The 18,932-nt window shown below is 63.6% G+C and carries 12 protein-coding genes; 4 read left to right on the top strand and 8 right to left on the bottom strand.

The features are described 5' to 3' along the window. Positions 1-35: 35 nt before the first annotated feature. Entirely contained in the window at positions 36-1,469 is a 1,434-nt protein-coding gene (locus IGB42_RS16910) for an MFS transporter (RefSeq protein WP_159673842.1), read from the top strand. Between the two features lie 112 nt (positions 1,470-1,581). On the opposite strand, the gene IGB42_RS16905 is transcribed toward IGB42_RS16910, so the two are convergent. The 7 genes from IGB42_RS16905 to IGB42_RS16875 all read right to left on the bottom strand — a co-directional run bounded on the left by IGB42_RS16905 (position 1,582) and on the right by IGB42_RS16875 (position 9,302). Next, on the bottom strand, positions 1,582-2,769 hold the full coding sequence (locus IGB42_RS16905) for a hypothetical protein (RefSeq protein ID WP_159673840.1): 1,188 nt from the start codon (positions 2,767-2,769) through the stop codon (positions 1,582-1,584). Between the two features lie 39 nt (positions 2,770-2,808). Then, positions 2,809-3,708, bottom strand: a complete 900-nt coding sequence (locus IGB42_RS16900) for a sugar kinase (RefSeq protein ID WP_159673838.1) — start codon at positions 3,706-3,708, stop codon at positions 2,809-2,811. A gap of 53 nt (positions 3,709-3,761) precedes the next feature. Beyond that, on the bottom strand, positions 3,762-4,151 hold the full coding sequence (locus tag IGB42_RS16895; RefSeq protein ID WP_159673836.1) for a RidA family protein: 390 nt from the start codon (positions 4,149-4,151) through the stop codon (positions 3,762-3,764). A 59-nt stretch (positions 4,152-4,210) separates the two neighbouring features. Further along, positions 4,211-5,686, bottom strand: a complete 1,476-nt coding sequence (locus IGB42_RS16890) for an amidohydrolase family protein (protein WP_159673834.1) — start codon at positions 5,684-5,686, stop codon at positions 4,211-4,213. Positions 5,687-5,711: 25 nt separating this feature from the next. Then, the gene (locus tag IGB42_RS16885; protein ID WP_159673832.1) at positions 5,712-6,587 is read right to left on the bottom strand and encodes a MurR/RpiR family transcriptional regulator; all 876 of its coding nucleotides are present in this window, start codon (positions 6,585-6,587) and stop codon (positions 5,712-5,714) included. A gap of 6 nt (positions 6,588-6,593) precedes the next feature. After that, on the bottom strand, positions 6,594-7,937 hold the full coding sequence (locus IGB42_RS16880) for a GntP family permease (RefSeq protein ID WP_159673830.1): 1,344 nt from the start codon (positions 7,935-7,937) through the stop codon (positions 6,594-6,596). A gap of 147 nt (positions 7,938-8,084) precedes the next feature. Continuing rightward, a complete protein-coding gene (locus IGB42_RS16875; protein ID WP_236822629.1) occupies positions 8,085-9,302 on the bottom strand; it encodes an amino acid deaminase in 1,218 nt (405 codons plus the stop codon). A 429-nt stretch (positions 9,303-9,731) separates the two neighbouring features. Between IGB42_RS16875 and IGB42_RS16870 the strand changes: the two genes are divergently transcribed. Further along, positions 9,732-11,342 (top strand): hypothetical protein, encoded by a 1,611-nt coding sequence (locus IGB42_RS16870; protein ID WP_159673826.1) that lies wholly within the window; start codon positions 9,732-9,734, stop codon positions 11,340-11,342. Positions 11,343-11,552: 210 nt separating this feature from the next. Here IGB42_RS16870 and IGB42_RS16865 read toward each other — a convergent pair whose 3' ends face one another. After that, a complete protein-coding gene (locus IGB42_RS16865) occupies positions 11,553-13,340 on the bottom strand; it encodes an ATP-binding protein (RefSeq protein ID WP_159673824.1) in 1,788 nt (595 codons plus the stop codon). A gap of 225 nt (positions 13,341-13,565) precedes the next feature. Here IGB42_RS16865 and IGB42_RS16860 point away from each other — a divergent pair, with 225 nt between their 5' ends. Together IGB42_RS16860 and IGB42_RS16855 are read left to right on the top strand one after the other, a co-directional pair. Next, positions 13,566-17,993, top strand: a complete 4,428-nt coding sequence (locus IGB42_RS16860) for an autotransporter outer membrane beta-barrel domain-containing protein (RefSeq protein WP_159673822.1) — start codon at positions 13,566-13,568, stop codon at positions 17,991-17,993. A gap of 373 nt (positions 17,994-18,366) precedes the next feature. Further along, complete coding sequence (locus IGB42_RS16855) at positions 18,367-18,894, top strand: hypothetical protein (RefSeq protein ID WP_159673820.1); 528 nt, start codon at positions 18,367-18,369, stop codon at positions 18,892-18,894. The last annotated feature ends 38 nt before the right edge of the window (positions 18,895-18,932 follow it).

Genomic DNA, 18,932 nt, shown 5'->3' with positions numbered 1-18,932 from the left:
TTGCGCATTACATCGGCATGCAGGAGCAATCCGGAATGAAGCCAGTCAGCAATCCGCAACACGTACAGCCAGCCGGGCAGGGCGCCCGCCGCTGGGCACTGGCCAGCCTGTCGCTGGTCATGTTGCTATCGTCGCTCGGCACCAGTGTTGCCAATGTAGCGTTGCCGACACTGTCGCAGGTTTTTGCTGCCTCGTTCCAGCAGGTGCAGTGGGTGGTGCTGGCATATCTGCTGGCCATTACCACCGTTATCGTCAGCGTGGGGCGGCTCGGTGACCTCTTCGGCCGGCGGCGTTTGTTGCTGGTCGGTATCGGCCTCTTTACTGTGGCATCGCTGGGCAGCGCAGTACCCATGCTGGGCGTGATGATCGCCGCACGGGCGCTGCAGGGTGTGGGCGCTGCCATCATGATGGCGCTGAGCATGGCCTTCGTCGCGGATATCGTCCCCAGGGAGCGGACCGGCCGGGCAATGGGTTTGCTGGGTACGATGTCTGCAACGGGTACCGCACTCGGCCCGTCGCTGGGGGGCGTATTGATTGCCGTATCGGGCTGGCAAGCGATTTTCCTGATCAATGTGCCTTTGGGTGTGGCGGCTTTCTGGCTGGCATTTCGCAAGCTGCCTGCAGATGGCGCGCCAAAAGCGAACCGCGCCCGCTTCGATTACCCCGGCACGGTATTGCTGGCGCTCACTCTGGCTGCCTATGCGCTCGCCATGACGCTCGGGCGCGGCCAGTTCGGGCTACTCAATATGCTGTTGTTGCTGGCTGCCGCGCTGGGCATGGGCGCGTTCGTGTTTGCGCAGGCCAAGGCCGCTGCGCCATTGGTCCGCCTTGCCATGCTGCGCGAGCCCCGGTTGCGCGCTGGCTTGGCGATGAGCCTGCTGGTTTCCACGGTGTTGATGACCACGCTGGTGATCGGGCCGTTCTACCTGTCGCGGGCGTTGTCACTGGGCACTGCGCTGGTTGGTGCGGTGATGTCGGTCGGCCCCATCGTTGCCGCGCTGTGCGGCGTGCCGGCCGGCCGGATGGTCGATCATCTGGGCACGCGCAGCACCACCCTCATCGGCCTAGGTGGCATGCTGTGCGGCTATGCCGTGCTGTGCATGCTGCCCACGCGGTTTGGCGTACCGGCTTACCTGGCGCCGATGATCATCATTACCGCTGGCTATGCGCTGTTCCAGGCTGCCAACAACACCATGGTGATGACGGGCATCGCTGCGGATCAGCGGGGCGTGGTTTCCGGCTTGCTCAATCTCTCCCGCAATCTGGGCCTGATTACCGGTGCATCGGTGATGGGGGCGGTATTCATGCACGCCAGTGGCACTGTTGATATCGCATTGGCACCACCTGACGCGGTGGCATCGGGAATGCGTATCTCTTTCGGTATTGCCGGAGCGCTGGTGGCGGTCGGAGTAGTGATAGGCAGCCGCGCGGCGATGATTCGCACAGCGCTGGCCGCAGAGGCGCGGTGATGCCGCACGATGCTGTGATGCGGCGGCAAGCAGGCTCAATGGCGGCGGGCTGCTGCATCTGGATGGTTGCGGCCCGGGCGAGCGGCAAGGTGCCGTTTGCCCGGGCTGGGCATCATGCCAGGCTGCGCAGTCGTGCCAGCGAATCCGGCCGCAACATGCCGTAGTTGTAGAAGGAAAACGCCTCGATACCGAGCGCTTTCAGGCCATGGTAGGCGCCGCCCAGATCTGCACCATCGCCCAGGTCCGGCACGCCGGGGCGCAGGATGGCGCACACCTTGCCGGCATCACCCACGCGGCGGATGGTATCGACGGCATCGGCAATCACGCGGCCGGCATTGGGCTCGTAGAAGGGAATTTCCACCCCGTCCGATACCTTGGCCAGCGCGGCCAGATCGCTGCCTTCCAGCCAGGTTTGCGCAGTGGGGCGCTGCACGGTGGGGATCACGTAGAGCGCTACTTCCGGCTTCATTTCTGCCCGCACGGTGGAGACGAACTCGGTCACGCGGTTCTGGCGCAGCTTGATGAAGGCGGCGAGGTCGGCGTCCTCATACAGGTCTGCCGCCAGCCAGGCACCGGCCTGGTCCGGCGCGGCATCGATATTGGCCGCCAGGTAACCATCCACGCGGTTGCGCACGCGGCCAGCCAGGCCGGCGGCATCGATGCCGCGTTGCTGCGCTGCCTGGCTACAGGCGCCGCAGAAGCACAGGCCCAGCATGGTATCGAGCCACAGGTTGCTGCGTACCTGGGCAAATTCGTGGTGATAGCCATGGTTGAACGGCGCCCAGCCGGGGCTTTCCAGTGTCAGGCTCTGCCACGGCAGCGTTTGCGCGATATCGGTGGCCAGCGTCACACCGTAGTCGAACACCGCCGGCTGCATCGGGCACAGGCTATATACATAGCCATCGCCCCAGGCATTGCGTGCGGTCAATTCCGGGTGCATTTCACCCAGGCGCGAGTTGTGGAACAAGATCGTCCACGCCGACAGCGCCAAGCGGCCGTCGGCAGCCAGGTCATACGCCACGCGGCGTTGCGCCGGGTCTGAATGCGGGTGTGCAGGCAGTGCCTTGTAGCGCGATACCGTCGGTTCGAAGTACAGCGCGCCATCTTCCGGGAACACCACGCGGCCACCCACCTGGCCGGGGCGCGGCGGGCGGATGAATTTGCCGGCGTGGTAGCTGGCGGCCAGCTTGATGCCGTCCAGCCCCAGCTCCAGTACTTCGTCGACCACGCTTTCGACATCACGCCCGGCGATATCCCAGGCATAGGTGTAAAGCGAGCGTTGCGGATTGGTTTTGCTCATGGTTTTTTCCTGGCTTTGATTGTTTTCATTGTTTTGATTTTATGCGGGCATCTTGTCTGCAGGCATGATGGCGCCCGGGTACTGGATCACCGTGCCAGCCAGCCGGTGGCCGTGCTGCGCAGCGCTCTGCATATCCTGGCCGGCCAGCCGTGCGGCGAGATAGCCGGCGGCAAACGAATCGCCCGCCGCACAGGTGTCCACCACCTTTGCCACTGGCGTGGCTGCCACGCTGCCTTGTTCATCGCTGCTTGCCACCAGGCAAGGCTGGCTGCCGCGCTTGATCACCACTTCACCACTGCCGGCGCTGAGCGCGCGCGTGACCATTTCCTCCGGCGTGGCTGCACCGAAGACGGCGATTTCGTCATCCCCGGTCAGCAGCGCCACGTCGGCGATGGCATACAGCCTGGCGTAGGCCTCGCGCGCGGCGGCTGCAGACCACAGCGCGGGGCGGAAGTTGTTGTCAAACCAGATCTGCCCGCCCGATGCCTTGAATGCTTGCAGCGCGGCAATCAGGTGCGCGCGCTCGGATGCCGGGAACAGCGCCAGCGTGATGCCGGATAGATAAACCACATCCAGCCCGGCCAGCAGGGTAGAGAAATCGATACCGCTGGAGAAATACGCACGCGCCGCGCTGTCGCTGCGCCAGTAGTGGAAACGCCGCTCGCCGGCGGCATCGGTTTCCACCATGTAAAGCCCGGGCATCTTCGCGGGCAGCCGCGTCACGCGGTCAGTGGCGATACCTTCCTGCTGCCAGGCGGCCAGCAGGTCGTCCGACAGGCTGTCTGTTCCCAATGCGGTCAGGTAGCGCACCGTGTGCGATGTGCCGCGCAACAGCCGCGCCAGGTAAACGGCGGTATTGAGCGTATCGCCGCCATAGGTCTTGCGCAGCGGGTTGCCCGATAGCTCGATCATGCATTCGCCGATTGCTGCGATATTCATGGCGTGATCCATTCCGGTTGCAAGCGGGCCGGCAATGCCGCCGGCCTCGACGCTTATTTACGTTTGTAGGCGATACAGTCGACTTCAACCTTGCAATCGACCACCATGCTGGACACCACGCACGCGCGGGCCGGCGGGTTGGCGCCAAAATATGCCATGAACACGCGGTTGAACGACATGAAATCGCGCGGGTCATCCAGCCACACGCCGCAGCGCACCACATCTTCCGGGCCGTAGCCGGCTTCGGCCAGGATGGCCAGCACGTTCTTGATGGCCTGGTGCGATTGCGCAACGATGCCGCCGTCGATCACCTCGCCATTCACCATCGGCACCTGGCCGGATACATGCAGCCAGCCATCGGCCTCCACCGCGCGCGAGAACGGCAGGTGCTGGCCGCCAGTGCCCTTGCCGCCTTCCACGCCATAACGTTTGATATCGGACATCTGTTGCTCCTGATTGATGAATTGAATTGGGATTGATGGTCGGGTGATTGAATACGGCGTCAGTGAAAACCGGTGCGCAAATCGCGCGAGCGCGGCAGAAAGCGCCCGGCGCGCAGCCCGGTCAGCTGCTTGTGCTGGTAAGACAGCACGCCATTCACCCACACGGCTTCTATGCCGTCGGCCGCCTGCACCGGATCGCTGAAGCTGGCGGTGTCCTTGATGGTGGCCGGGTTGAACAACACCAGGTCGGCCGACAGCCCCACCTTGATGCGGCCCCGGTCATTCAGCCCGAAACGGTCTGCCGACAGCCCGGTCATCTTGCGTACTGCCTCTGCCAGCGGAAATAGCCCCACATCGCGACTGTAATGGCCCAGCACACGCGGGAACGCGCCCCACAGTCGCGGATGCGGCAGCGGATCGTTGGGCAGGCCGTCGGAGCCCACCATGGTGAGCGGGTTGCCCAGGATATGGCGCACGTCGTTTTCATCCATGCCGTAGTAAACGGCGCCGGCCGGCTGCAGCTGCCGGGCGGCTTCGATCAGACTGGTATTCCAGTCCGCCGCGATCTCGGCCAGCTTGCGCCCACCCATTTCCGGGTGCGGCGTGCTCCAGGTGATCACGATGTCGAAATCGCTGGTCACCTGCTTGAGGTCCAGCGTGGATGAGCTGGCCGAATACGGGTAGCAATCACAGCCGGCCGGGTGATTTTGGGCGGCGGCTTCCATTTTCTTGATCACTTCCACGCTGCGGCCCCAGTTGCCCGCGCCCGCGCATTTCAGGTGCGAGACGATCACCGGCGATCTGGCATGGCGGCCCACTTCGAAGGCCTCATCCATTGCTGCCAGGATGCCGTCGAACTCGGTACGCAGATGCGTGGTGTAGACGCCGCCGTATTCATCCAGCACCTCGGCTAGCGTCTTGATTTCCTCGGTATTGCAACTGTTGGCCGATGCATAGGCAAGGCCGGTGGAGAGCCCCAGCGCGCCGTTCTCCAGTGCATCACGCAGTTGCTCGCGCATGCTGTTGATCTCGCCGGGCGTGGCGGTGCGGTCCAGCCTGTCCATATGGTTGTTGCGCAATGCGGTGTGGCCGATCAGCGCCGCCACGTTGACCGACGGCTGTGCGGCATCCACCGCACGGCGGTAGTCGCCGAATGTGGGGTAGCTGAAATCCTGCGCCTGCCCCAGCAGGTTCATCGGGTCTGGCGGATCGCCCTTCAGCGATACCGGGCTGGCGCTGATGCCGCAATTGCCTACCACTACGGTGGTCACGCCTTGCGATATCTTGGGCAGCATGTCCGGCTGGCGGATCACGTTGGTGTCGTCGTGCGTATGCACGTCGATGAAGCCGGGGGCGAGCGCAAGGCCGGCAGCATCCACGTCTTGCGTGGCGGTGGCCTGCGCCAGCACGCTGCTTTCGCCCCTGCGGTTGATGGCGGCAATGCGCCCGGCATTCACCGCGATATCGGCGGTGTACTCGGCATTGCCGCTGCCGTCGAAAATGCGCGCGTTGCGGATGATCAGGTCGTAGTTCATGGCACTTCTCCAGCCCGGTGCAGGCTCAATCGCCCAGCGGCAGACGGTTGTCGCCACCCCGGTATTCGTCGAGCGCAAACTTCACGCGGCGCAGCATTTCCTTGCTCTGTTCCTTGTGGGTCAGCGCCAGTTCGGTCGCGAGGATATCGATCGCCAGCAGCATGCCGTAGCGTGATGCGGACGGTTTGTAGATGAAATCGGTTTCTTCGGTTTTTACCGGCAGCAATGCGTCGGCCCTGGCGGCCAGTGGCGAATCCGGATCGGTGATGATCACCACGCGCGCACCGTATTCACGCGCGATATCCGCCACCGCCAGCAGCTCCGGCGTGACACCGGTAACTGACAGCAGCAGCAGCGCATCGCGCTGCGTCATGGTGGCGGCCAGCATGCGCAGCAGCACCGGGTCGCTGTAGGCGGCCACTGCAAAGCCCAGCCGCGCCAGGCGGAACTGCACTTCTTCGGCCAGCATGGTCGAGCCGCCGCCCATGCCGGCCACGTAGATCATGCGTGCATCGGACAGCAGGCTAGCTGCCGCGCGGAACTGTGCCTCGCTGAAGCGTGCCAGGTTGCCGCGCAGCGTGTTTTCGATATCGCCGCAGATGCGCGCGTAGAACGAATTCTCGTCGCCGCCGGCCGGTACATCGGCCAGGAAGCGCGCGCCCACCGCGCTGGCCTGCGCCAGCTTGAGCTTGAGGTTGCGGATGTCATCGCAATCGACTGCCTTGGCAAAGCGCGAGATGGTGGCAATGCTCACTCCGGCCTTGGCCGCCAGCTGATCGATGCTGGCGGCTGCGGCAAACGCGATGTCGGCCAGAATGGCGTCCGCCACTTTCTGCTCGGTGCCGGACAGCCGGTCGCGGCAGCTGCGGATGTGATAAACGATATCGACCAGCGTATTCATGGCAGCCTAGATCACTGCGGCAATCAGCGAGACCAGGCCCAGCGCCACCACAGAGATGATGGTTTCCAGCACGGTCCAGGTCTTGAAGGTTTGCGCCACGGTCATGTTGAAGTACTCCTTGATCAGCCAGAAGCCGCCGTCATTCACATGCGACAGGATCAGCGAACCGGCGCCGGTGGCAATCACCAGCAGCTCCGGGTGCGGATAGCCGGACGCAAGCGCGATCGGCGCCACGATGCCGGCCGCGGTGCTCATCGCCACGGTGGCGGAACCCGTTGCCACGCGCATCAGTGCCGCCAGTATCCAGCCCAGCATCAGCGGCGACAGGTGAAACACCGCGGAGAGGCCAACGATTTCCTTGGCCACGCCCGAATCCACCAGGATGCGGTTGAGGCCGCCACCGGCACCTACCAGCAAGGTGATGCCGGCGGTGGGCGCCAGGCATTCCTGTGTGAACTTCAGGATGGTTTCCCGGCTGAAGCCGCGCGCCAGGCCCAGCGTATAGAAGCTGACCAGCGTGGCCACCAGCAGCGCCACCACCGAGTTGCCGATGAAGCGGAACAGGTTGTTCAGGTGCGAGCCCGGCGTGGCAAGTACATCTGCCCAGCCACCCAGCAGCATCAGGATCACCGGCAGCAGGATGGTCAGCAAGGTGATGCCGAAGCCGGGCAGTACGCGTGCTTCATCCTGCTGGATGAATTGCGCCTCCAGCGGGTTGACGGCCGGCAGCGTGATGCGCGGCGCGATGAACTTGGCAAACAGCGGGCCAGCGATGATGGCGGTAGGGATGCCCACCAGCAGCGCGTAGAAAATGGTGCGGCCCACGTCGGCATGGTATTCGCCCACCGCGATCATCGCCGCCGGGTGCGGCGGCACCAGGCCGTGCACCACGGACAGGCCGGCCACCATGGGCAAGCCCACCAGCAGCATGGAAGTACCCGTGCGGCGCGCCACGTTGAACGCGATCGGTACCAGCAGCACGAAGCCCACTTCGAAGAAGATGGGCAGGCCCACCAGGAAGGCGATACACACCATCGCCCAGTGCACGTTCTTTTCGCCAAAGCGGGCGATCAGCGTGCGGGCAATCTGCTCGGCGCCGCCCGATTCGGCCATCATCTTGCCCAGCATGGTGCCCAGCGCCACGATCAGCGCGATATGGCCCAGCGTTTTGCCCACGCCACCTTCGTACGAGGCAACGATATCCTTGGCCGGCATGCCCGCCACCAGCGCGAGCCCCAGCGAGACGATGGTGAGGGTGATGAACGGGTTGAGCTTGTAGCGGGCAATCAGCAGTACCAGCGCGATGATCGCGACGGCCGCATACACCAGCAGCAGGGTGCCTGGGGTCATGATTTCACTCCTCCGGGTTAACGGATTGGAACAGTTATCGGGGTGTTGCAAGGCCGCTGACCGGCTCTTTAATGGCTACTGCAGCCAAGGGCTGCGTTGGGCCTGCCCGTGCTTTTCTCGCGATGGTCGTTTTCGTAAAAGCCAGCTTCAAAAAAACGTTTCAACGATCTCGGTCACGTTGAACGACGGATCGATGATCAGCAGTTGCCGCCATTTGTCGAACGTCAGGCAGGGGTGAGAGATATCGAAGGCGATCATGTCGCCGATCTGCAAGTCGCTGCCGGCGTCGATATGCATGAATGCATGCTGGTCCATCATCGCGGTGACTTTCCACGCGGCAGGTGCCGCTGCAGGGGCAGCAGGGGCAGCGCTGCCCGGGCGGTAATGCAGCGCCGGGATAGGCAGGCCGGCATCGAACGCGGCATCGCGCTTGCCCAAGGCAATGATGGCCAGGCCCGGCTCGGGCAGCGATTGCACATACGCCCACACCTGCAGCGCGGGCAGCAGGCTGGCGTGCATGTCGCGCGCCACCGGGTTGTTGGCCTGGATGCGGGTTTCCGCCGCCTTGTAGATGCCTACATCGTGGGTGAGGTAGCAGCCCGGGCGCAGCACGATATCGAGCGGGCGGCCGATCTGCAGCCCGCTCCATGCTTCCGCCACCACGTCGAACCAGGCGGAACCCGCGCCAGTCAGGATCACGCTGTCGGTGGCAAAACGCCCGGCATCCTGCAGCACCTGCATCTGCTGCGCGGCGCGCTGCAGGAAGGCACGGATATCGGCTTCTTCCTTGAGTACGCCTTCGTATAGCTCGATACCGGCCAGCGCCAGCGATTGCGGCCAGCGCGCAATGGCGGCCAGCACGGCATCCTGTTCTTCCGCGTTGCGCACGCCGGTACGGCCACCGGGCACGCCCAGTTCGATCAGCACCTTGAGGCGCTGGCCGGCAGCGGCAAAGAAGCGGCCCAGTTGATCCACATTGCTGGGGGAGTCGACAATACAGCAGAAATCGAAACTGGGGTCCTGCTGCAGCCGGGCGATGATCGCCATATTGCCGCGCCCCACCAGCTGGTTGGCCAGGATCACCCGGCGTATGCCGTGGTGGTAGGCCGCCTGCGTTTGCGGCGCGTTGGCCAGCGTGATGCCCCAGGCACCGTGCGCCAGTTGCTTGTGGAACAGCGCCGGGCTCATGGTGGTTTTGCCGTGTGGCGCCAGCTTCACGTTATAGGTGGCGATGAAATCACGCATCCATGCCAGGTTGTGCGCAATGCGCTCGCTACGCAGCACCGCCACCGGCAGGCTCACGTCTTCCCGCAGGATATTCCAGCCCAGCGTCGCAGCTGCCGCAACGCGCTGCCCTGCGGCCAAGTCCCCCAAACCTTTGCCACAAGGGCTGAGGAGCGCATTCTGGAAAATGTTTTCAGGGTTCACGGCGGGGTCCTCGCGTTACGGTCGTTCAGGGCTGTAGTTGGCAAGATTACGACTACATCACCGTGATTTCAAGAAAATTATTTTCACAAACGGATGGGCGGCAAGCTGAAACTGAAAATGGATCAGCTGGCTGCCCAGGATGCATGGTTTGCCAGCGCAGCAACACACTGCGCCCAATCTGATCCAGGCAATGCCGTGCATTCGTCGGCTGGTGCTTGCCCGGTGGTGATGCAGGCCATATAGTCCGCGTCCGAATTCCCATAGAGGAATCTGCGGTTGGGCAGCGCAACACGCCTGCAGCAACCGATGTTTCAGCGAGGATGAACCTGCTCGCGTGCCGGAGCGCACGCATGAGGACGCATCCAGATGCATGTTTTTTTCCTGCGCGGCATTTCCGTGTTGCCGTTTTTCCTGCTGGTCGCCTGCGGGGGCGGCGGTGGCAGCGCAAGCGGTAACAGCCCCGCCATATCCAGCCAGACTGCGCCTGCCGCAACGCCTACCCCTTTGCCATCGCCATCGCAGATCGATTGCAGCGGCCCGGCGTGTGGCGCACTTGAAGGCGGCCAGTACGCCGGGCAAGGTGTTGCCAGCTGGCTTTACACCAATGCCGGCAACACCGCTGCGCCGGTTTCCGTGCAATTGAGCAATGTGGCAGGGCGCACCGCCACACTGGTGCTGAGCAACCCCTCCGGCGATGCCATGGCATTGCTGCCCGCCACGGCCAGCGCCAATATGCTGACGCCGCCTGCGCAGGCAGACCATATTGCCAGCTTCAATCGGGATGGCTTCCTCGCGTACATGAGCGCGCCCGCGCAGCGCGTCTTGCGCGCCACCCGCGGTAGCGCGGAGCAGCCCGGCGCAAGCCGCATGTGGGTGCACGAAGACGAAAGCGAGCGGCAAACCACGCTGGTGCGCCAGCTCACCGCGCAAGATGGCCGCATCGTGAACATCTGGCTGGAAAACGGTCAGCAGGGGGCGGGCAAGATCGACGATGCATTGCTCGATCGCCTGGCCAGCCGCGTTGCCGGCCGCTCCGACGCCGCATACGAACTGGTGACCGGTCTGGCCGGCCCGGTCTGGGGTACGCACGCCATTGCCAGCCTGATCGCTGCCGAGCAGCCGCTCAATGTGGTGCTGCTCGATTTCGATCATGATGCACAGCCTTGGGGGCTGGTCGGATATTTCTGGTCGCGCAACAATTTCACCCGTGCTGCCAATGCACGCAGCAACGCTGCGCTGGCGGTATTTCTGGATACCGAAACGCTGTATCTGGGCGGGCCGCAGGCATTCGATACCACCGTCAGTACGCTGGCACACGAGCTCACGCATGCCGCCAACTTCTACCGCCGCGGCGTGCAGCTGTACCAGCCACCGGCCAGCAGCCAGGCATTCGATATCTGGCTGGAGGAGATGACCGCCATGATGGCGGAAGACCTGCTGGCTGCGCGCCTCACGCCCGGCTTCAACGCGGTGCGCGATCTGCGCATGCGCGATTGGCTGACCGCCACCGCATACAACTGCGATTTCAGCGTTTACGCCGCCGCGGACAGCCGCTGCAACAGTTACAGCGTGGGCGGCAGTTTTTCGGCCTACCTGTTGCGCCAGTACGGCGTGGCGTTTTACCGCCAGTTGCTGGGCGCACAGGGGCAGGGCGACGATATCGCGCTGCTGGATGCGCAGTTGCGCGCGTACGGCAGCAATCTGGGCACCGCGCAGCGGCGCTGGCAGGCCAGCATGGCCGGCTTGCCGGCAGGCAGCCCGGCAGGGCTGGGTTTCCCGGAGCGTAACGATGCAGGTTATCTGTTATCTGCGATGGATGTGGTCAGCATCGGCGGCAACTTGCGCTGGCCGGCCAGCATGCCGCAAAAGCTGCAGGCACACGGCGCTTACCCGATGCAGCGCACGGGGCTGGGGGCCAGCTACAGCGAAACGGTGATGCTGCCGGCCGGCGCGCAACTGACGGTGCTGGTGCAGTAGCGGGTGGCGAAAAAAAGCCCCAACGATCTGCCGGGGCTGTAGTCCAGCACATCATTGCAGATGTGCTACCGGCATGACTCCCTACCCCAGCGAGGAAAGGGCGTAGCGGGATGCCAGCCGGTAGGGCCACTGTCCCATGCCGGCCGGGCGTGGCCTATCAGGGCTTTCTGAAAACCGCTGCGGATTTTTCTGTTCTGCGCTGTGCAGCCATCAAATCCTGGCCTCGGTCAGCATCAATGCGATGCTGAACGTGGTGCCCACGCCAGGCTGGCTGTGCAGCGTGATCGTGCCCTGCATCTGTTCCACCAGGCATTTGCACAGCGCCAGGCCCAGGCCGCTGCCGCCATGGCGGATACGCTGGCTGTCGAGCCGCTGGCTGAAGGGCTCGAACAGGTCTTGCTGCTGATCTTTGGGGATACCGATGCCCGTATCGGCCACCTCGAGCGTCACCGCCACCAGCCCCTGGCCCCGCCCCAGTGCGGCAAGCCGTACGGTAATTCCGCCTTGCTCGGTGAATTTCAGCGCGTTACTCAGCAAGCTGCTTACCAGTTGCTGCCAGTGTTGCGGGTCTACCCACACCATGGATTTGCGTGCCAGCGTGGTATCGAGCTGCAGTTGCAGGTTTTTATGCTGCGCTTCGTGCCGATAGGTATCCAGCTGTGCTGCAAGCTGCGTCACCAGGTCGACGGGTCGGGGTGCCAGCGGATGCTTGCCCGCTTCCAGCTGGCTGAGCTGCTGCAGGTCATCCAGCAGCGCGCGCAGGTTGATGGCTGCCGCGCGTGCTACCTGCAGCGGCTCCTGCTGCGGGGGCGACTGCGCCAATGCCAGATCCAGCATCGCCACGATGCTTTGCACCGGCACGCTGATTTCGGTGCCCATGGAGGCCAGGAAAGCGCTCTTGGCATGGCTGGCGCGCTCGGCTTTTTCGTTGGCGTTGCGCAAGTCGATCAGCGCCTGGTCGCGGTCAGTGACTTCAACGCTGCCGCAGATGAACCCCAGATAGCGCTGCTGCTCGTCAAGATAAGGCCGCCCCCAGTGGCGCAGGATGTGCTCGCTGCCCGCGATATTGAGTGTTACGTCGCGCGAATACGGCTTGCGCAATGCCGCGGCGGCCATCAACTGCTGGTGTACCAGCCTGGCGTTATCCGTTGCCAGCTCTTCGGTTTCGTACAGCCGCTTGCCCTTGATATCGGCCAGTTGCACGCGGAACTGCTGCAGGTAGTGCTGGTTGCAGGTAATCAGCCGGCCTTCCGGATCGCGCACGCACACTGCATGCGGCAGCGCATCCAGCATCTTGTGCAGCAGATCAAGCTCGCGTTGTTGCGCCGCATCGAGTGGCTGCGCCGGGGGTGTTGCATCGTCCGGGGTGCCCTCCACCAAGCCATGGCGGCGGGCGATATCGATCAATTCCAGCAATGATCCGGCGTTCAGCTTCTGCTTCAGGCGGATCTTGTAGGTGCTGATGGTTTTGTCGCTTAGCGCCAGTTGCCCGGCGATGGCGATATTGCTCATGCCCTTGGCCAGCAGTTGCAGCACCGAGAGCTCGCGGCTGGATAGTTCCTTCAGCGTGGCATCGGCGCCATCGCCCACCGCAATATGGTTGCCCGGCGTGAGCACATGGCTGGGAAAATAGCTGTGGCCATGCAGCACCGCATTGACGGCCACTTTCAATTCATCCAGGTCTTCTGCCTTGCTGACAAAGCCGGCGGCACCCGCTTCCAGGCAGCGCAGCGCAAAGTACTCGGTGTTCTGTGCGGTCAGCACCAGCACCTTGGGCCTGGTCGGCATCGCCTCCAGCCGTTCCATCACGGCCAGGCCGCCCAGCCGCGGGATGGCCAGGTCGAGGATCATCAGCGCGGCTTTGCCGTCGCGCGCCAGCTGCACCGCGTCGATGCCATTGTCGGCTTCGGCCAGCACCTGGTGGCCTTCGGCTTCCATCAGCAGCCGCAACGCATGCCGCGTCACCGGCTGCTCATCAACAATGACGATCCCGCTCATCTGCAATCACCCGCTGTACCGACACAGCTAAGGGTAGTGCCTGCCGGCGCAAAGCGAAATCCGGCAATCGCCGGGGGTACATCGATTTGCCGCTGACGCTGCACCGCCTGTCGTCGGGCGCGGCGCGTTTCGGAAATCCACTACAGCTGCTTCGGAGACCCACGGCATACGCATCCGGCATGCAAAAGCAGACTGGTCTCCATCGCAACGTATTGGAGAACAGCCATGAAAACCGCCAATCTGATCCAGGTATCCACGCTGGAAAAAATGCGCCGCAACGTGCTGGCGCAAGCCGTCGGCCTGGTGCTGGCAGGCTTGGGCGGCGGCTTCGCGGAGCGCGCCGATGCGGAAACCAATGTCACCGTTGCGGGCAGTGCGGGTATCAATACCGCTGGCGTGCACGACGACGAAAGCGTGAAGCTGAGTGCCACCAACACCACCGGTGTGCAGGCACAGAATGGCGTGATCGAATTCGAGCATGGCGCGGTAGTTTCGGGCGCGACCACTGCAGCCATCGCCAATGGCCAGAAGGGCCTTGTTGCCGGTGCCGGTGGCCAGATCAACGCCGATGAAGCCAGCGTGGTCATGGTGCCCAAGACCGCAGCCGGCGCGGCGGTTACCGCCAGCAACATGACCGGCGTGGTGGCGGAAAACGGCGGTACGGTGCTGCTCGATGACGCAGTCGTTACCATGGGGGGCGGTGCAGCGGGCCAGAACAACAACGGCCTGGTTGCCACTGGTGCGGCCAGCCGTATTGATTTCAATGGCAGTGCGGTCAATACCCAATCCAAGGGTTCGGTGGGTGCGTTGGTGCAGGATGGCGCGGCCATCCATTTTGGTAGTGGCAGCACAGTGACTACCACCGGGGCAAACAGCACCGCTACCGCCAGCCACGGCCTGAAAGCCACCGGGAATGCCAGCCGCATCAGCGGTAACGGTGTCACCGTGAATGTGGCCGGCGGCTATGCCAATGGCGTGCTTGCGGAAGACGGCGCCGGCATCAGCCTGGTGGATACCACCATCAACACCAACGTGGCTGGCTATGGGCATGGCGTGGTGGCCGCGGGTGCAAACAGCAAGGTCGAGCTTTCCGCCGGTTCCGTCACCACTGGCGGCAAGGGCGCGGTGGGCGTGTGGGCAAAGGACGGTGGCACGGTGCAGCTTGGCAATGGTGCCCGCGTCAACACCAGTGGCGCTGCGGTATCTGCAGCCACACCGCCGGCTGGCGAGAAAGCACTCAGCATCAGTCACGGTTTGCTGGCAACGGGTAGCGACAGCCGCATCGACGGCAGCGGCGTCACTATCAATATCGCCGCTACATCGGCCAGTGGTGCCCGAGCCGAGGATGGTGCGGTGATTACGCTGCAGGACAGTACATTCAACAGTACCGGTGCAGCCACCACCACCACGACCACCGCAGTGCTGCACGCCCAGAACGGCGGGCAGATTACCGGTAACGGCCTCGATGTGACTGCATCGGGTACCAATGTGGGCGGTGCACGGGCCGAGGGCACCGGCAGCAACGTCGCTTTGCAGGACAGTACCGTGCAGCTGAGCGGTGCTGGTGGCGTAGCCAACCCGGCCGCTGCGGTGCGGGCCATGAATGGCGCCAGCGTGAGCGTAGCCGCCAGCAAGCTCTCGGCCGAGGGCGCCTTTGGCCACGGGGTATCGGTGGAAGGTGCGGGCTCGCAGGCGCTGGTGACCGATAGCGCAATCGTGGCCAACGGCAATCGCGCCATGGGCGTGTATGTGACCGGCGGGGCCAATGCCCGCGTCAGCAACAGCAGCGTGCTGCTGGATTCGCCCGCTGGCGCAACCGGCCCCTTTGCACCGGGCGTGCAGGTAGAAGGTGCAGGCTCGACACTGGTGCTGACGGATACCGATGTGCACACCACGCAAAAAACCAGCTATGGCGTACGTGCGTTGGACGGCGCTGCGCTCGACATCACCAATGGCCGCATCAGTACCGAAGGCAATTATTCGACCGCAATCAGCGCGGCCAATGCCACGATCACTGCCAGCAACGTCACCGTGCATACCTCGGGCAACGACAACGCGATGGGCGTGATTGCCGATGCCGGCAGCACCGTCACCCTGAACGGTGGTTCGGTCACTACCACCGGCAATGGCTCGCCGGTAGCCTCCAACCTTACCTTCCCGCATGGGCTGGCATCGCGCAACGAAGGCGCACTGCTGGTTGCCAACGGCACCAGCGTGCTTACTACCGGTAGCCAGGCTTATGGCGTGGCTGTTGATGATGGCGGCACGATGATCCTCAACAACCTGTCGGTCAGGACAGAAGGCGATGCCTCCAGAGGCCTCTACGCCGGTATCGGTGCCGCCAAGCCGGGCAATGTCAGCCTGACCACAAATGGCGTGACGGTGGAAACCATGGGCGACAATGCTGCCGGCGCAATCACCAGCCGCAAGTTCAAGGATGAAACCGCACAGCTGAATCTCAACGACACCAGCATCCATACCCACGGTGCGCAATCGCATGGCTTGCAGGCTGAATCCGGTGCCGCGCTGGCCGCCACCAACACCGTGGTGGCTACCGAGGGTGCCGGTGCGCATGGTGCCATCGTCAACAGCGCACCCAGTACGATCACGCTGGACAAGGTCAGCATTGCCACCACAGGCGATGGCGCACACGGTACGTTTGCCAGGAATGGCGGCGCATTGCAGGCCGACAATACCAGCGTGAGCAGCACCGGTGCCGATGCCGCCGCCCTTTACCTGCAAGGCGACAATGGCAACGAGGCCACCGCGCAGTTCGACAACAGCGTGCTGGGCAACCACCATGGCGCCACCATCAACGTGGCCGGCGCTGCCAGCGTCAAGCTCGGCAACGTGCTGGCTGGCGGTAGCGGCCACTGGTTGAACGTGGACGGCTCTGCCGGCACCGCCGGCCTGGCCGATCTGGATCTGTCCGGCTCGGTGGTGAACGGTGCCGCCAGTACCGCTGCCGGCAGCAACGCCAATGTGGTGATGCGCGATACCAGCATCTGGAACATGACCGGCAATTCCAACCTCAGCACGCTGCACAACCGCTTCAGCCTGATCGACTTCGGCGCCCCCGCCGGCAACGCCTACAAGCAGCTGAGCGTGAACAACTACCACGGTGACAACGGCACCATTGCACTCAATACCTATCTGTTCGACGACAATTCGCCTTCCGACCAGTTGGTGATCGATGGCGGCAACGCAGACGGCAGTACCAATCTGCAGATCCGCAATGCCGGTGGTGCCGGTGCGCTCACCACCGGTAACGGCATCAAGGTGGTGGATGCGATCAACGGCGGCACCACCGGGCAGCAGTCGTTCCGCCTGCTCAGCCAGGTGAAGGCCGGCCCGTATGAATACAATCTGCATCGCGCCAGCCTGGATGACAGCAATGCCGAAGCCTGGTACCTGCGCTCGGGCCGGGACGTTGCACCGACGCCCACCCCGGTCAATCCGACTCCGACGCCGGTCAATCCGACACCCACCCCGGAACCTGCCAACCCGACGCCTGTTCCGGTCAACCCCACCCCGACACCGGTGAACCCGACGCCTGAACCAGCCAACCCCACCCCGGTGCCGCAGGATCCGGCCATCCCCAGCCAGCGGCCGCAGGATTCGGTATTGCCGGCACCCACACCGGTCCCGAGTGCACCGCAAGCACCGATGTATCGCCCGGAAACATCGCTTTACAGCGGCATCCCGGCGTTATCGCTGATCTACGGGCGTGTCATGGTCGATACCCTGCATGAACGGGTGGGGGAAGAGCGCCGCCTGTACAGTGATCCGCTGCCGGCAGAAGCAATCGATCGCCGTGAACCATCGCTGGGCTGGGGCCGGGTGATCTACCACGCTGGCGAGGATGCGTTGGGCAATGTCGATTCCACTTACGACCTGCGCGCCGTGCAGCTGGGCATGGATCTGTACCGCCGCGAAGATACCGATGGCAGTACCGACCAGGCCGGGCTGTCGGGCAGCCTGGGCCGGATCGAGGGTGACCTGATGCATACCGATGGGCGTCATGCCGGTACCGATGCACTGCGTGCGTTCGGCATTGGTGGCTATTGGACGCATTTCACCCCGGAAGGCGCTTATCTGGATAGCGTGCTGCAATACAACCGCTTCCATGTGGAGGCCCAGCCGGATGACATGGCTGCACTCAAGACCCGCGGCCATGGCCTGACCGCTTCGCTCGAAGCCGGCTACCCGTTCCAGATCAGTGAAAGCAGGCAGCTGTATCTGGAGCCGCAGGCGCAGGTGATCTATTCCAGGGTCAAGCTCGATGGCGCCAGCGACGGTGCCGCCGACGTGCGCTTCGATAACGTCGATTCGCTGACCGGCCGCCTTGGGGTACGCCTGTACAAGGACTGGCTGCGCACGGACGACAACGGCAAGACCTTCCGTACCAGCGCCTGGCTGCGCCCCAGCGTGTGGCACGAGTTCAGGGGCACGCCTGCCACCGCGTTCTCGTCGGCAGATGGCTACATCCCCTTCGTGGTCAACATGAAGGGCACGTGGGGCGAGGTCAACCTGGGTGTGGATCACCAGGCCAGCGAGGATACGACGCTGACCGGCTCGGTGGGTTACCAGCAGTCTTTTGAAAAGGACAGCCGCGGCTACGAAGCGATGATCGGCCTCAAGATCAAGTTCTGATCGCACCCGCTGACCGTTCTTGCACCCCGATGGCTTGCCATCGGGGTGTTTGCATTTGCGCTGCCATACGCGGTGAACCCAGGCAGTGAATTAGCCCGGTGGCAAGCAAAAGCCCCGCTCGAAGGCGGGGCTAGAAATTGGTGCAAGGCGTATCGGACTCAGCCTTGCCTAAGTCATCCACTGGGGATGGGCGAACGATAAGCAATGCATGTTACCGCAGCATGAAGCGTTACCGGGCATTGAAGGATCGGCCTGCCACGGGGCTGGATGGGCAAGGATGCTTGGGCGCAGCTGGCACTACGATTACAATTGCCGCTGGCTGGTGAGCGATGGATGCTGACCGGCCCGATTCAAATGTCGGTGGGATGAAGCAATGGCTTTCGATATACCCGATTCAGCGGAGTTACGTGCAGCGCTGGCCGATGCAGGCACCATGCGGCGCATTCGCACGGCCCTGCATGACACCCATCCGGGCAGCGCCAGCTGGGATGACATGCGCGTGTTGCGTGTGTACTTTGCCGAGCGCGAACGTTGGCCGGGCCTGCTATCGACCGGCTCGAAGAACGTACCGGCAACGGGGGCAACGCCGGCACCTGCGCCTGCGCCTGCCGCAGCGCGCAGCAGCAGTGCAGCGCCTTATTTAGAGGCAACGGCCACTACCATCGCCCCAACCCCGACGCCCGCGTCAACGCCCGTGGCCAAAACCTGGATAGAGATCCAGCTGCTGGGAGAGGACGACAAACCCATTCCCGGTGAAAAATACGAAATCACCTTGTCGAATGGCCTGGTATTGAGCGGTTACCTGAATGCAGAAGGTCTTGCCAGAGTGGATGGGCTGGACCCGGATACCTGCCAGATATCCTTCCCGGAGCTGGACAAGGATGCCTGGTCCCCGATTTGAGCGAGGCGAGGTGCGGCCGGCGAGGTGTGGCCGGCGAG

This window comes from Andreprevotia sp. IGB-42 (genome assembly GCF_009848685.1).
Lineage (GTDB): Bacteria > Pseudomonadota > Gammaproteobacteria > Burkholderiales > Chitinibacteraceae > Andreprevotia.
This window is presented reverse-complemented; position numbering and strand designations above follow the sequence as displayed.

Excerpts from the sequence above, each read along its gene's own strand:
- IGB42_RS16860 (WP_159673822.1), top strand. The coding sequence starts at position 13,566 with ATGAAAACCGCCAATCTGATCCAGGTATCCACGCTGGAAAAAATGCGC.
- IGB42_RS16905 (WP_159673840.1), bottom strand. The coding sequence starts at position 2,769 with ATGAGCAAAACCAATCCGCAACGCTCGCTTTACACCTATGCCTGGGAT.
- IGB42_RS16895 (WP_159673836.1), bottom strand. The coding sequence starts at position 4,151 with ATGTCCGATATCAAACGTTATGGCGTGGAAGGCGGCAAGGGCACTGGC.
- IGB42_RS16890 (WP_159673834.1), bottom strand. The coding sequence starts at position 5,686 with ATGAACTACGACCTGATCATCCGCAACGCGCGCATTTTCGACGGCAGC.
- IGB42_RS16870 (WP_159673826.1), top strand. The coding sequence starts at position 9,732 with ATGCATGTTTTTTTCCTGCGCGGCATTTCCGTGTTGCCGTTTTTCCTG.
- IGB42_RS16865 (WP_159673824.1), bottom strand. The coding sequence starts at position 13,340 with ATGAGCGGGATCGTCATTGTTGATGAGCAGCCGGTGACGCGGCATGCG.
- IGB42_RS16910 (WP_159673842.1), top strand. The coding sequence starts at position 36 with ATGAAGCCAGTCAGCAATCCGCAACACGTACAGCCAGCCGGGCAGGGC.
- IGB42_RS16880 (WP_159673830.1), bottom strand. The coding sequence starts at position 7,937 with ATGACCCCAGGCACCCTGCTGCTGGTGTATGCGGCCGTCGCGATCATC.
- IGB42_RS16855 (WP_159673820.1), top strand. The coding sequence starts at position 18,367 with ATGGCTTTCGATATACCCGATTCAGCGGAGTTACGTGCAGCGCTGGCC.
- IGB42_RS16900 (WP_159673838.1), bottom strand. The coding sequence starts at position 3,708 with ATGAATATCGCAGCAATCGGCGAATGCATGATCGAGCTATCGGGCAAC.
- IGB42_RS16885 (WP_159673832.1), bottom strand. The coding sequence starts at position 6,587 with ATGAATACGCTGGTCGATATCGTTTATCACATCCGCAGCTGCCGCGAC.